Origin of the sequence: Fusibacillus kribbianus, from assembly GCF_030053595.1 — a bacterium.
Taxonomy (GTDB): domain Bacteria; phylum Bacillota; class Clostridia; order Lachnospirales; family Lachnospiraceae; genus Lientehia; species Lientehia kribbiana.
In genome coordinates, this window is record NZ_JASGBQ010000019.1 from 42479 (window position 1) to 56540 (window position 14062).

16 protein-coding genes and 1 riboswitch are annotated in these 14062 nt (G+C 51.1%); of the genes, 1 reads left to right on the plus strand and 15 read right to left on the minus strand.

Annotation, left to right across the window (positions count from 1 at the left end):
- Positions 1–4 precede the first annotated feature (4 nt).
- The 3 genes from QJ036_RS10135 to QJ036_RS10145 all read right to left on the minus strand — a co-directional run bounded on the left by QJ036_RS10135 (position 5) and on the right by QJ036_RS10145 (position 2456).
- A complete protein-coding gene (locus QJ036_RS10135) occupies positions 5–487 on the minus strand; it encodes an HD domain-containing protein (RefSeq protein WP_283231273.1) in 483 nt (160 codons plus the stop codon).
- Positions 488–598: 111 nt separating this feature from the next.
- Positions 599–1153, minus strand: a complete 555-nt coding sequence (folE, locus tag QJ036_RS10140) for a GTP cyclohydrolase I FolE (RefSeq protein ID WP_283231274.1) — start codon at positions 1151–1153, stop codon at positions 599–601.
- Positions 1146–2456, minus strand: coding sequence for a bifunctional folylpolyglutamate synthase/dihydrofolate synthase (locus QJ036_RS10145; RefSeq protein WP_283231275.1), 1311 nt, complete (start codon positions 2454–2456; stop codon positions 1146–1148). The genes folE and QJ036_RS10145 overlap by 8 nt, the downstream gene beginning before the upstream one ends.
- A gap of 148 nt (positions 2457–2604) precedes the next feature.
- On the opposite strand from QJ036_RS10145, the gene QJ036_RS10150 reads away from it, so the two are divergent.
- The gene (locus QJ036_RS10150) at positions 2605–3039 is read left to right on the plus strand and encodes a putative ABC transporter permease (protein WP_283231276.1); all 435 of its coding nucleotides are present in this window, start codon (positions 2605–2607) and stop codon (positions 3037–3039) included.
- Between the two features lie 22 nt (positions 3040–3061).
- On the opposite strand, the gene QJ036_RS10155 is transcribed toward QJ036_RS10150, so the two are convergent.
- From QJ036_RS10155 to QJ036_RS10210, 12 genes are all read right to left on the minus strand, one after another.
- A complete protein-coding gene (locus QJ036_RS10155) occupies positions 3062–3829 on the minus strand; it encodes an SDR family oxidoreductase (protein WP_283231277.1) in 768 nt (255 codons plus the stop codon).
- A gap of 24 nt (positions 3830–3853) precedes the next feature.
- On the minus strand, positions 3854–4912 hold the full coding sequence (locus tag QJ036_RS10160) for an NAD(P)-dependent alcohol dehydrogenase (RefSeq protein ID WP_283231278.1): 1059 nt from the start codon (positions 4910–4912) through the stop codon (positions 3854–3856).
- 140 nt (positions 4913–5052) lie between these two features.
- Positions 5053–6174 (minus strand): ROK family transcriptional regulator, encoded by a 1122-nt coding sequence (locus QJ036_RS10165; protein ID WP_283231279.1) that lies wholly within the window; start codon positions 6172–6174, stop codon positions 5053–5055.
- Positions 6175–6235: 61 nt separating this feature from the next.
- Entirely contained in the window at positions 6236–7006 is a 771-nt protein-coding gene (gene hisA / locus QJ036_RS10170) for a phosphoribosylformimino-5-aminoimidazole carboxamide ribotide isomerase (RefSeq protein WP_283231280.1), read from the minus strand.
- A gap of 95 nt (positions 7007–7101) precedes the next feature.
- On the minus strand, positions 7102–7920 hold the full coding sequence (locus QJ036_RS10175) for an ECF transporter S component (RefSeq protein WP_283231281.1): 819 nt from the start codon (positions 7918–7920) through the stop codon (positions 7102–7104).
- A 206-nt stretch (positions 7921–8126) separates the two neighbouring features.
- Positions 8127–8245, minus strand: a riboswitch (FMN riboswitch).
- Between the two features lie 65 nt (positions 8246–8310).
- Positions 8311–10878, minus strand: a complete 2568-nt coding sequence (locus QJ036_RS10180; protein WP_283231282.1) for a hybrid sensor histidine kinase/response regulator — start codon at positions 10876–10878, stop codon at positions 8311–8313.
- Positions 10879–10938: 60 nt separating this feature from the next.
- Positions 10939–11340, minus strand: a complete 402-nt coding sequence (locus QJ036_RS10185) for a CBS domain-containing protein (protein WP_283231283.1) — start codon at positions 11338–11340, stop codon at positions 10939–10941.
- Between the two features lie 84 nt (positions 11341–11424).
- On the minus strand, positions 11425–11631 hold the full coding sequence (locus tag QJ036_RS10190) for a small, acid-soluble spore protein, alpha/beta type (RefSeq protein WP_283231284.1): 207 nt from the start codon (positions 11629–11631) through the stop codon (positions 11425–11427).
- A gap of 79 nt (positions 11632–11710) precedes the next feature.
- Entirely contained in the window at positions 11711–11902 is a 192-nt protein-coding gene (locus QJ036_RS10195) for a PspC domain-containing protein (protein WP_283231285.1), read from the minus strand.
- Positions 11903–11917: 15 nt separating this feature from the next.
- Entirely contained in the window at positions 11918–12679 is a 762-nt protein-coding gene (locus tag QJ036_RS10200; protein WP_283231286.1) for a hypothetical protein, read from the minus strand.
- On the minus strand, positions 12676–13428 hold the full coding sequence (locus tag QJ036_RS10205; RefSeq protein ID WP_283231287.1) for a DUF1700 domain-containing protein: 753 nt from the start codon (positions 13426–13428) through the stop codon (positions 12676–12678). The genes QJ036_RS10200 and QJ036_RS10205 overlap by 4 nt, the downstream gene beginning before the upstream one ends.
- A gap of 2 nt (positions 13429–13430) precedes the next feature.
- A complete protein-coding gene (locus tag QJ036_RS10210) occupies positions 13431–13745 on the minus strand; it encodes a PadR family transcriptional regulator (RefSeq protein ID WP_283231288.1) in 315 nt (104 codons plus the stop codon).
- Positions 13746–14062 lie beyond the last annotated feature (317 nt).

The following is a 14062-nucleotide window of genomic DNA, read 5'->3' on the forward strand; positions in this document are numbered from 1 at the left end:
ATTCTTACCTCTTCACATGATAATTTTTCTGTTCCATGGGCCAGTTGCAGGTGTCCTGGGCCCGGCAGGCAAAGCAGGCCCTTGACTTTTTATCCGCCACGCAGATCAGCTTTCCGAGGGCAGATTCTCCTCCCGCCTCACCGGAGCGGTGATTTAATATGGCATCCAGGATCTCCTGCCTCTCTTCCCCGTCAAAGCCGCAGTCGATGAGTATCTGCTCCGCCAGAAGGGCTCCCGCCCGGTCATGGGGGACCCCTGTCTCATACTGAGCAGCCCTGCCGATATCGTGGAGCAGCGCCGCCGCATAGATCCTGTTCTTTTTCACCGGAATCTCTTCTTCCAATGCAGTAATATAAGCCACCCGCGCCACACTCAGAAGATGATCGATGTCATGGCGGCAATAGATCCGGTCGGCCTCCAGCCGGGAAAGCTTCTTCAGCTCCCCAATAAAAATTTCGTGCTTGATAATCCGGTCCACTCGTTCCATGGCCGTTTCTCCTTTCCTTTCCGTGAAAAACAGCCCTCCGCCAGGCTCCGGAGCTTTCGCCCCGCCCCGGCAAAAGGGCTTTCCTATCTCCCCGAACTACGGGGGCTTTTATCAGCGAATCATGGCAAACACACGATCACAGAGGGCAGGGTTGTCTTCAAATACGCCGCGACAGACATAGGTCATGGTCCTGGCCCCCGGCTTTTTGATTCCCCGCATGGTCATACACATATGCTCCGCCTCAATGACCACCATGGAACCCTTGGGCTTTAAATAAGTCATCAGTGCATCTGCCACCTGAGCGGTCAGTTGCTCCTGGATCTGAGGTCTTCTCGCGAAAGCCTCCACAGTCCGCGCCAGCTTGCTGAGGCCTACCACCCTTCCATCGGGTACATAAGCCACATGAGCCTTTCCGTAAAAAGGCAGCAGATGGTGCTCACACATGGAATAGAGGGCAATGTCCTTCTCCAGGACAATTTCATTCCCCGCTGCAGGAAATGTCTTGGACAGATGTACGGCAACCTCCTCATCGGTTCCCCCGTAAATCTCCTCACACATCCGTGCGATGCGGTCCGGCGTCCCGATCAGTCCCTCTCTGTTTACATCTTCGCCGATTCCCTCCAGAAGAAGGCGAACGGCTGCTTCAACTTTTGCTTTATCAATCATGGATGTTCTCCTTTAAGGCCGCTTTCAGCTCTCCCAGATAGGACAGTGAGCCGAATGCAATGATGCAGCCATCCTCACCAGCCCAGGAAAGGCTGTCTTTCACGGCCCTTTCTATACTCTCCCTTGTCTCCACGGTTCCGGAAAATCCGATGGTCTCTGCCTGCTCCTCAATACAGGAAGCGAGAGCCTCCGCAGAAAGTGCTCTGGAATTGTTCGGAGTCACCGTAAAAATCTTCTCCGCCATGGGAGCTGTGATCTCCACGATCCTCCGGTAATCCTTGTCTGCCAGTATCCCCATTATATATAAAATCCGTCTGTTTGTAAAATACAAGTTTATGGAATCACGAAGACGCTCCGCCGCCTCCGGATTGTGGGCTCCGTCAATGAAGAAGAATGGACTGTCCAGAAGCTTTTCAAAACGCCCCGGCCATACCACCGATGCCATCCCTTCATAAACTGCATTCTCTCCAATATCATAGCCCAAATCGCGAAGAATTTCAACCACTTCGAGGGCTGTACAGGCGTTAATTATCTGATATTTTCCTAAAAGTGGAATTTTCACATTTTTAAATGCACCATAATCAAATACGGTGCCGTCCGTCCCGGCTTTCAGAACCTTTGCCTTTTCCGGCGCCGATATCGTGAGGGAAGATCTGCGCTCCCGGCAGATCTCTTCCATAACCTTTGTGACCGTCTCACTCTGACCGCTGAGCACCACAGGACGTCCCGGTTTTATGATACCGCCCTTCACTCTGGCGATCTCCTCCAGGGTATTTCCCAGAAACTGCATATGGTCCATACTGATGGAGGAAAGAACACTCACCACCGTCGTCGTCACCACATTGGTGGCATCGGTCTCCCCACCCATGCCGGTCTCCAGCGCCACCAGATCGCAGCCCTGTTCCGCAAAATACAAAAAGGAAACTGCCGTCTCCGTCTCAAAGGCTGTGGGATGAGAAAGGCCATCCGCTTCCATTTCCTCACTGACCTGACGTACCCTGGTAAGAAGCCTTGCCGCATCCGCCTCGGAAATGGCTGTGCCGTTCACCTGGATCTTTTCACAGTAGGAAAACACAGAGGGCGAATTGTAGCGCCCCACCCGAAAGCCCGCGGCCCGGCATACCGATGAGAGAAAGGCCAGGGTCGAGCCCTTGCCGTTTGTTCCTGCAATATGAATAAAGGACAGGGAATCCTGAGGATCTCCCAGCCTGGAAAGAAGCTCCTTCATAGTAGAAAGTCCAAGGGATATCTTTTTTGCCCGCGTAAGCTCATCAATATAAGCCACCGCCTCTGTATAATTCATCTGTCTCCGTCCCCTTTCGGAATCATTTTGTGAAAAAGAAAACACATCTCTAATAATACTAACACGTTTCCCGTTAAAATCAACCTCTCCGAAACAAAACTGTGAATTTTTCAGCATATTTACGGGAAGAATTTCCCATACTGTTATTATGGAAAACAATTTTATCAAATGCGGTCTGGCAGGCTGGACCGCCGAGCTCTTCTACAGCAGCCTGATTGCCCGTACGAGGGACCATGACAAGCGGCTCATGGGAAAAACCTCTCTGTATATGTTCCCCATTTACGGCATGGCCGCAGCCATCGGTCCCCTCAAGAGGAGACTCTGCCGCCTGAGTCCCCGCTTTCAGAACAGCACTCTCTGTCGGGGCAGCTTTTATACCGGCCTTATTTTCCTCACGGAATACTGTACCGGCTGGCTTCTTCGAAAAATCGGGCGATGTCCCTGGGATTACAGCAAGGCGCGGTTCAATGTGGACGGCCTTATCCGACTGGACTTTGCCCCTTTCTGGTTTGCCCTCGGTCTCTATTTTGAACACTGTACGGAAAAAGAAAGAAGTGCACCGGAAAACCGATGCACTCCATGAAGGGTATATTTGAAAAATAAGCTTAGAAACAGGTATAAGCGCCGTCTACGATGATGTCGCTGCCGGTGGTGTAGCCGGAAGCAGAGCTTGCCAGGTAGAGAACTGCGGGAACGAGCTCTTCGGGAGTTCCCATACGATGCATAGGCATCAGAGGAGTCCATGCGTCCTTCAGCTCCTGAGGAGTGTCTACGGACATGGGAGTTGCAATGTATCCCGGGCTTAAGCTGTTTACGCGGATGCCGTACTCAGCCCACTCAAGAGCCAGAGAACGGGTCATATGCATAACGCCTGCCTTGGAAGCATTGTAGGAGCACTGCCACTGAGGAATATTTGCAATAGTACCGGACATGGAAGCCATGTTAATGATGCTTCCCTTGATGCCGTTGTCCACCATGATCTTGGCCACTGCACGTGCCATGATGTACTCACCGGTCAGGTTTACATCAATAACCTCTCTCCAGTCATCGATGGTAGCTTCAAAGGTGGACTGATGCTTGCAGATACCTGCATTGTTGAATACAACGTCGATGTGGCCGGACTTCTTCATGATCTCAGCCAGAGCTGCGTCAACATCGGCTTCCTTGGTAACGTCAGCGCGTACAAAATAGCACTTTCCGCCTTCTGCAGTGATCTTCTCAATGGTCTCATCTGCATTGCTTCTTGCGATGATCACAACCTCAGCGCCTGCCTTCGCCAGACCCTGTGCAACCACCTGGCCGATGCCGCGGCCGCCGCCGGTTACGATTGCAACTTTTCCGGATAATCCAAATACCTCGTCTAAATAGCTCATGATCTTTCTCCTTTTCTTTCTTTATTATTCGGCGTCCTTGTTGATTCGGATAACGCCCTTAACAATTTCTGCTTTCTTGTTGATGCTGTCGTCCATGGCTCTCTGTGCATCGTCCAGATCAAAGATATCGGTGACGATTCCCTTCAGATTTACCTTGCCTGCTGCAACAGCCTCAATGGCCAACGGATAAATATGACGATAACGGAACACCGTCTTGAAGGTCAGTTCCTTATCAAGTGCCAGGCTGATGGGAAGCGTCAGCTCGCCGCTCTTGGAATAGCCTACCAGAACGATGGTAGCACCCTTCTTGGTGCACTGGATCGCCTGTCTTGTGGTGATCTCGGTGCCGGCTGTCTCGATGACAAGATCTGCGCCCTTGCCGCCGGTGAGGCGCATCACCTCATCCACCATATTGACCTCTTTGCTGTTGATCACACCGGTAGCGCCCAGCTCCATGGCCTTCTCCAGACGCTTCTCCATAATATCAACCACATAAACCTTTGAAACACCCATAGCCTTGCAGGCCATCATAGATACCAGTCCGATGCAGCCGGAGCCTGTCACAACGGCAGTCATACCAGCCTGAGCACCGCCCTGTCTTGCTGCGTGGAAGCCTACAGCCAGGGGCTCGATCAGCGCGCCCTCCAGCGTGCTCACGTTTTCAGGAAGCTTAAAGCACAGATCTGCCTCATGAGCCACATACTCCTGGAATACACCGTCAACAGGCGGTGTTGCAAAGAACACAACATCGGGGCAGAGATTGTATTTACCCTCTCTGCAGAACTCGCAATGACCGCAGGTTTTCCCCGGCTCCAGAGCAACCTTGTCGCCCACCTTCAGATGGGTCACATCCTTGCCAACCTCTACAACCACACCGCCGGGCTCATGTCCCAGCACAAAGGGCGGTTCTACAATATAGTCACCGATGCGGCCTGTCTCATAATAATGGATATCAGAACCGCAGATTCCTACATAATCCAGCTTTACAAGCACTTCATTGTCCTTCGGAGTAGGGATCTCCCTCTCTGTAAATCCCATCTTTCCGATACCTTCCATGACTGCTACTTTCATTTTGCCTTCCATGGCTTACCCTCCTCAACCTGTGGATACCAACTTGATTAAACTTTTATAAAGCCTTTTAATTAAGTAACTATATTATCCCACGCCGCGGTCCAAATGTCAATACCTGACGGCAATATTACCCAATTATTTTTGCAGATTTTTTACGAAAGCCCATCAAAATATTCCTCCACAAAACGGATGCCGGCGCCGATGGCAGCCGCCTCATGCTTGTATTTTCCTGTCCGCACATAGTTTCTGTCCAGATCAAAGATCCGGTATCCGGCGATCTTATCCTCCAGTACCTCCATATACCGATCCATGTAGCCGCCCACATAACCGCCCAGGATCACATCGCAGTCAAAGGCCATCCTGAGATTGGTAATGGCGATGGCCAGATAATCCAGATATTCCTTCCACACAGCGCCGCATACAGGTTTCCCTTCTTCCAGGCCTGTGAAGAAGCGGTCCAGGTCGTCTCCCGCCCATTTTGACAAAACTCCTGCCGAGCAGTAAGCGTCCATGCATCCTTTTTTTCCGCAGTAACACGGCCGCCCCTCCGGCATCAGGATCATGTGTCCAAACTCTGCACTCCGAAAATGCATACCTTTATAAATGGCCCCGTCCATATAGATCGCTCCGCCCACCGTGTTGCTTAAGGAAAGATAAATGGTGTTCCGGCCGGTGCCCCGAAGCTCTGCGTAGGCCGCGCTGTTGGCATCGTTTCGGAAGCTGGTCCTCCAGGGAATAAATTCAGAAAACCGGTCAAGATCGAAATTTTCCAGCCCCAGGACATGGGAACGGGACATTTTCCGCCGTTCCTCGTCCACGATGCCGGGAATGGATATCCCGACTCCCAGAATCCTTTCCTCCTTCACGGGACATTTTTCCAAAAACAGGCGGAGCAGCTCTCCCAGTCCCCGATAATACCCCTCCGTATCCGAAAAGGCACACCGGATCCGTTTTTTCTGCCGAACCCGCCCACCGATATCAAGAAGCACAAAGCTTACGTGATTCCTTGTGATGTCAAGCCCCACTGCAAAATGGCTGTCCGACGCTACCGTCAGCACCTTCGCCTTCCGGCCCCCGGTGGATTCATACTCCCCGGCCTCTGTGATGATCCCCTCCGCGAGCAGTTCCTTCACCCTCTGGAGCACCGTTGGCATGGAAAAGCCGAGAGCCGCCGCGATCTCCTGCTTGGAGGCCTCCCTGTGCTCATAAATATACTTTGCAATTTTTATCTTATTCAGCCGTTTTGTCTCGGCGTTCGTCACCTTCTGTTCCATTGCTGCTTTTCGCTCCTTACCCTTCCCCTTTGCTGTAATTCAGTCTGTCTGATTCTGCTCCTCAGGAAAGCTCCCGAAGTCTGTCATAGGAAAGTGTTCCGCCGAAGAGATCCAGTGCGCTTCCCACGGTCACATCCACATGTCCTCTTCCCAGCCTTCTCACCTTCTCCAGATCCAGATCATCTGCCACACCTCCGGCATAGGTCACGGGAATATCCGTGAACCTGCCCAGAAGCTCCAGAAGCTCTTCTTCCACGCCGGAGGCCTTTCCCTCCACGTCCACGGCGTGGATCAGAAACTCGCTGCAGTAAGAAGCAAATTCGGAAAGAGTTTTCTCATTTACCGGGATCCCGGTAAATTTCTGCCAGCGGTCTGTGACGACCCAATAGGCTCCGTCCCTGCGCCTGCAGCTCAGATCCAGCACCAGACGTTCCTTACCGACCGCCCTGATCAGTTTTTTTAAATTCTCCTCATGGAAGCTGCCGTCCCGAAAAACAAAGGAGGTCACGATCACATGGGCGGCTCCCATGTCAAGAAATTCTCCCGCATTCTGGTCATTGACGCCGCCCCCCAGCTGCAGTCCGCCGGGATAGGCCCGGAGGGCTCTGGCCGCCTGCTCTCTTGTCGCTTCGTAATAGGGCGAGCCAGCAGGATTCAGAAGAATTACATGTCCGCCCTTCAGGCCATCCTTTTTGTAAAGCTCTGCATAAAACCGTGCATCCTGGCCGGACACAAAATTTTCTCTGGCATGATCGCCCTCATCTCTGAGGCTTCCTCCCACGATCTGCTTCACCTTTCCATTATGAATATCAATACAAGGCCTGAATTTCATGTCTCTCTCCCTGCCTTTCCTTTTTATAAAATCAGGCCGGAAAGGAGTATTCCTCTCCGGCCTGATTCCTGTTAAAAGCTTCCGCTAAAGATCTCTCACACGCTCTTTGCTTTTCCGGTCACCTTTCCGGAATCGCCGGCCTGCTTCATTATAACATGGATCCTCTTATAAATCAAAACAGTTATGAGTGAAACGATGGCTCCCTTTAACAGGTTGAAGGGGAGCACTGCCAGCAACACAAAGCTCCAGATTCCGGTGATGGCCGGATTGACAGCTGTTCCCATGCCGATCAGCCCCGCCAGACTCTCTCCGTCAAAGAGATGGAGCACATTCATGAGAATCACTGCCGCCGCCAGGATCACGATCTCCACTGCCATTCCGATCAGGATCGGATGGTTTCCCTTTTCTCTCCCGTAAAAAAAGAAGATGGGAAATGCAACGGCTGCCGTGAAAAATCCCATGACCAGGAAGCCATGCCATGCTCCTTCAAAGGCCTGTGCATAGGTGGGCAGCAGTACATAAGCATTGAGGAAGCAACCCACGATCGCCATGGTGACCGTTCCGACACAAAGGCCTAAAATGGCGCCCTTTTTTGTTCTGTTCTTTGCATAAATCATGGAAGCCGGGATCACCAGAGCACAGCCGATGAGCAGATTGGCCCAGTCGCCGACCCCCATGGTACTGGAGCCCTTCAAAAGAAGCTTTAAAACAATCTTCAGCGCCTCGATGACAAAACCGGCAGCCGGTCCCATGGAGAATGCTCCAACCAGAACGGGAACCTCGCTGAAATCCAGTTCATAGAAAGGCGGTGCAAACCACAGCGGGAATTCCAGGTACATCAGTACCGCTGCCACGGCGGACAGCACCGCAATGATCACCAGATTTTTCACAGTAAGCAGCTTTTCTCTTTTCATTTTTTCCTCCTGACCGTTCTTCCAAGCAAAAGCTCCGCAGGAAGCGAAGCTCTTCATAGGAGGATGCATGACTGAGCGGCTTTTGACGGAATATATAAAAATCCCCGAATACGATGTATTCGGGGATGAACTTCTGTTTCCGCTGCGCCTTTTCTGCCGGGTCTGAAAGGATCCTAAGAAGCTCCCTCCGTCCCATTGCACGGCCACACATTCTTCTTTCATCCAGACTATACTGTTGGTTCCGGAATCCAACCGGATCGGCTGCCAGAAGCAGTTCGCGGACTATACCGCCAGTGGGGACTTTCACCCCGCCCCGAAGAACCTTTATTATTTTTACAAAAGCAAGTATAGCACGCAGCCAACAGAAACGCAACTGTTTTTTCCGTAAGCTTATCCTCTGATCAACTGATTGAACTTTTTCACATCAAAGGGTTTGTCGAGAATCTCATTGATGCCGCAGGCGAGGACCTTTTCCTCAGTGACCGTCACAGATGAAGCCGTCAGAGCAACAATACGCACAGTCCCTGAATCCTTTCGTGAAAGCTCCCGGATCCTCTCCGCCAGTGCATACCCATCCATCTCCGGCATCATAATATCCGTCAGGATCACCTGAATCTCTCCTCCCATGGCATCTACGATATTCTTGGCAATGAAAAGACCCAGCCCGGTACCGGCAAAGGTTTCCGATACAATATGCTCACCGCGGTCAAAGGGCTGAAACAGCTTTCCAAGCTGCTCCTCATCCATACCGATCCCCGTATCTTTAATTTCAAAGAAAAACCGATCTCTGCAATCCGTTTCAGCTTCTGTACGAACACGCAGAAGAACGCTTCCCCCCGGTTTATTGAATTTCACCGCATTCTCGATCAGATTGAACACCAGCTGCTTGAGGCGTCGGTAATCGCCCACATACATACCGGATAGACAGCCTTCTGTCCGGAAGCTGACATGCTTCTCCTTGGACACATACTGGAAGAACTCGCGGCATGCAATCAGAAGGATCCCCATATCAAAGCTCTCACAGACCAGTTCCAGGCCAAGCTTCTGCATATGGGATACATCCACCAGATCCGCCAGAAGAAGGGTCAGATATTCGGCAGTTAACCGGACCCGCCCGGTATAATAAGAAATCTTGTCAAAATCCTTCTCCTGTGCCGCACGGTAAGTCATTTCGTTCATGCCCATAATGGCATTCATCGGCGTCCTCAGGTCATGGGAAATATGTTCCAGGAATTCTGTCTTCACACGGTTTGCCCGCTTAACCTCCTCAAAGGCACGCTCCAGCTCGCGTCTGTGATTTTCCTCGGCGATCCGCTCATCCGTAATGTCCTTGACATAAAGGATCACCTCTTCACCACCCTCGCAGGGGATCCATTCCGTCTGCGCCCATTTGTATTCTCCTTCCACAGGTCCGCGCCGCTTATAGATCACCGAATGGCGGTCCGTATTGTCAGCGACGCTTTTTCGAATGCTGTCCAGAGAAAGCTTTTTCTCAAAAGCATCCAGATAATCGGGATGGATCATGCTTTCCGCCATCCTGTCATACCAGAAGCTGTAGGAATCACAGGAGGAATACTCCTGTCTCGCCTTCCGGATCTCCGGTGCCTCTGCATATTCCTTCCGGATAAAACGGTATCGTCCGGTTTCCAGATTCAGCACCAGTATTTTATAATACGTGTCTCCCAGCATATGAATGGCTTCCGCAAACAGATCGCGCTCATCAGCCAGGCTCAGTTCCTTTTGCTTGTGATCGTCAATATCCCGGATGATTCCCAGGATACGGATAAGTTTTCCGCCGGGATTCCGCATGGCAATCAGACGGCTGCCGCACCAGTGGTAAATTCTTTCCCGGGTACGGATCCGAAGCTCCCGTTCTCCCAATTTTCCTTCCTTAAGCTCTTTCATCTGTTCCGTGAACAGTGTCAGATCCTCCGGATGGATATATTCCGTCAGGGCACCGTTCTCGATATCGAAAACTTTTCCGGCATCGCCGTACCACGCCACCGCCTCTCCTGACTGATCAAATTCAAAAATGAGGCTGTAGGAAGCGTCGACAATGGCCTTCACCCTCTGATTTTCCACATAGAGATCGCTGTGACGCATGCGAAGCCACAGATAAATGCCTGCAAACAGAGCAACAAAGCTTACTGTCAATCCAATCGCCAGAGAAACAGCCGATTTGCTCACTGCAGATTCCATGTCATTGAGGACTGACGACGGAAGATTCTGGACCAGATACCAGGAATTCTGTGACAAAGGCCTGTACATGACCAACGACGAAGCGACAGCTCCCTCATAGGATAACAGGCCGGCCCGACCGGCTTTCATATCCGCCCTTGCCTCCTCCAAAGAAGTATCTCCGATGATCTGCCGCGCTTCCAATCCTTCAAAGAGATCCTTTCCGTTGAGCCCGGTATTGCTGCCTGCCAGAATACACCCATCTGCGGCAACAAGGCCGGCGTAGCCACCATCTCCCAGATAAGCAGACTGAAGAAGCGCCTCCAGCGTCTCCCTGTAATAAATACCGGATAATACTGCCTGAATCCCGTTCTCACTTCTCACCGGCACGTAGCAGATGAAAATCTCCCGGCTTATCAGCGGAGACATGAAAGGCTCCGATATTCCTTCTTTCCCCTTCATTGCCTCCTTAAAATACTCCCGTTCCGACAAATCGACCTTTTCCCCGAAAAGGTCCCAGGTATTTCCATCCGAATATATAAAATATGCTTCGTCAAAGGGTGCATCCTTTGACATCGTCTCAAAGAGACTCTGCATTTCATCAAGTTCTTCTATGGTGGAATCCTCAAAAATAAAAGCCATATTTTTCAGATAATCCAGAGAATCCTGGAACTTCACATCAAGCTGCTGGGCCAGGCTGTCGGAATCCCGTTCCAGATAATGAAGATTCGTCTCCTCCACCTGCTTTTCATTATCGTGAAAAAATATGGAGAAGCTCACAAGGATTCCGCACACAAAAAAAGGAACCGGTAAGTGCTCCGGTTCCCCTGCATCCTCGCTTCATGCCATATGACTGTAGCAGTAATGAATGATATCCTTCCGTTTTACAATTCCGATGAAAATATCGTTATCATCCACCACCGGAACGAAATTCTGGTTGAGGACCTTCTCCATCAGATCCTCCATCCTTGCATTGACGGACACCGCCATAGTTTTTCTCTTACGCCTGATACCGGCGATTTTCACATTTTCGGCTTTCCTGAGGTTCAGATCGCACTCATCCTTCACATACCAGAGCAGATCTCCCTCGGTAATGGTTCCCACATACCGGCCTTCCCTGTTGATGATTGGCACTTCCGAATACCGGTACTGTTCCATCTTTTCTATCGTCTGCCGAAGAGAATAATCCTCATAGACAAACTCCACCTCACTCTTTGGAGTCAGGAAAAATAATATGTTCATAGCCTTCTCCTTTGTTATTTCTTACACAAAGAATACCATATTTTCTCCCGACATTCCAGAGGTTCCGCGGAATTTTAGAAAAGCTTAAGAGTTTGTTTCCGTTTTGGAAAGCTCTCTTTTCCGCCTGGTCATCATTCCTCCTATTCTTCCGGATTCTTTGGCCGACAGGGACCTCCAGCCGTTCTTGATCACCTTGTCGTAAACTCCGATTTCATCGGCAATTTCCAGCTTCAGCTTCTCCTCCGGCGTCATGTTTTTCAGATCGATCGGCTTCTCCTTCTTTTTTCCCATAACAAACGATGCTCCTTTCTCCCCTGTGGGGCTACTTAGAGCATCGCCGGTTTTACAGAAAATATTCACGTTCCATATTCTAGTCGTTGGGATTCTGCGGCATGATCAGTGCCGCCACAAAGTAGGCGATGATCCCGGCACCGGTACAGCCGAAAACAGCCCAGACCACACGGATAATGGTCGGATCAATATTGAAATATTCTCCGATGCCTCCGCACACGCCCAAAAACATCTTGTCCCTTCCTGATCTGTATAAACGCTTCGGTTCCATAACGCTTCCTCCTTTTCATTCCTCTGTAAATGTGATATCAATACCGCCTGCACTGCAGGTCAGCTGCATGTCCTTTGTTCCCGACTGCTCACCGGACAGATTGTGGGAGACCAGGCCTCCGACCTCTCTGGAACCTACGGTCACACCGCCTGCACTGCAGTCCGCCTCCACGCGAAAATCCTGCTCCTTTCCGTCCAGTATTCCCGTGACACCGCCGGCGCTGCAGTCCACATAAAGCCCTTCCTTCACATCCGCGGAAAATTCTGCCGATCCGGCCGACACATCGATCTCCATTCTCCTGCAGGTGATGTGCTCGATTTCCACTGCTCCGCCGTCCACCTCAATCTCCACCGATTCCAGACAGACACCGCGCGGAACCGTTATGTGCACCTCACCGATACCGGAACCGAAATATATTCCTTCATTATCCACGTAAACGCCTCCGTACACGCTTTCGCCATCGGAAACGCCGTCCCGGTCAGCTTCCAGACACCAGGTTCCGTTTTTCACCGTACTCTTTATCTTCCTGCCTGTGGTAACAGCTGTGACAGCAAATTCCTCACCCGCTTCCACAAAAAGGCTTCCTGCCTCCACATCAACCTCCAGTCTTCGGATCTCGCCCGTCACAGGCTGGTACACCTCCTCCAGCTGAAGTTTGCCCCGCTGCAGGGGATGCCAGCCCCGAAAGCCCAGAGCCCAGCTCACCGCTGTCAGAAGGATTCCGAAAACCAGAAGGATCCCGGCCATCCACAAACAGATCTTTGTAAACCGCTTCATGCCGTGACACCTCCCCTTCTCAGCCGTCTCCCCACAAAATTCAGGAAATTACCGATCATATGCAGAATCCCCGGCACCGCCTTTCCGCAGAGCAGCACCGCAAGCCAGACCGCCAGCACACCGAAAGACAGCAGGATAAGGCCGACTCCAAAAATCGCCATTCCCGCCAGCGGGACGGCAAACACCTTCCCGATTCCAACTCCCGCCAGAATGAGACCGGCCACCACCAGAGCCGCAGCCGCAACAATAACTGCCAGCATGACCCCTCCTGCCATACAAAAGAGTACCACCGACAGGCCGAAGAACACGGCTGCCCCGCCGATCAGAAAGGGCAGCAGAAAGATCATCCCGATGACAGCACAGATCCAGAACAGGATTCCATGACGCCGTCTGCACTGCTTCTCTGACCACTCTGTTTCCCGGCCTCCGTTGTCTTCCAGCCGGCTTCTCCTTACCTGCTCCGGTGGAACCACCTCATACTGTGGCTCCCGGTATCGGTCATTGCAATACCCGTTTTCCGTATATTCCGCATATTCTTCTGATTCCGCCTCAAAGCCGTTTCCCGCGCCCTCCCGGATGATGGCTGCCAGCCGCTCCGGGCTTCCCAGCTCACCGATGACCTGGGCCTCCTTCTCCGGTCCGGCATCGTCAAAGTAATCCTCATAATACTGAAGGGCCTCTTCCTTTTCCCCGTCAGGCAGATCCTGCAGAAGATAGGCCAGCTCCCTCATATATTCCGCTCTGTTCATATTCACACCTCCTGCAGAATCGCAGATATTTTCCCCGAATACCGCTTCCATTCATTTCGGTAAAGCATAAGCTGGGCAGCACCTTTGGGTGTCACCTTATAATATCTTCGATTCCTGCCCCCGTATTCCATGTCGTAAACCTCCAGGCATTCATCCCTCTGAAGCCTGCGAAGTACCGGATAAAGCGTCGATTCCGATATATCAATGGCCTCGCGGACCTCCTGGGTAATCCTGTACCCATAGGTCCCCTCCTTGTCTCTGGAAACGACAGAAAGTACGATGGCATCCAGGAGGGCAGCTCCCGTGTTAAAAACCATTCTATCCGCTCCTATTAATGTTTTATAATATTGTTTTATGATTAATACTATATATTATATAATATTATTTGTCAACCAAATATTTGCTTGATCTTTAATAACGATACACCAAAGGACACGGAGACTCCTGCCTTTTTTTTGCAATAAGAAACATAAAGAAAAACAAAAGAGTCAAATGAACCGTTTATCAAAAAGAAAAAGGGGCTGTAAAAAAACTCCCCTGACAGAAAAATCGCCCAGACCGTGAGGTCTGAGCGATTTTTTGGTATAATTAATTATGCTACTAAATAACAATACCAGTACTAATTATACTATGC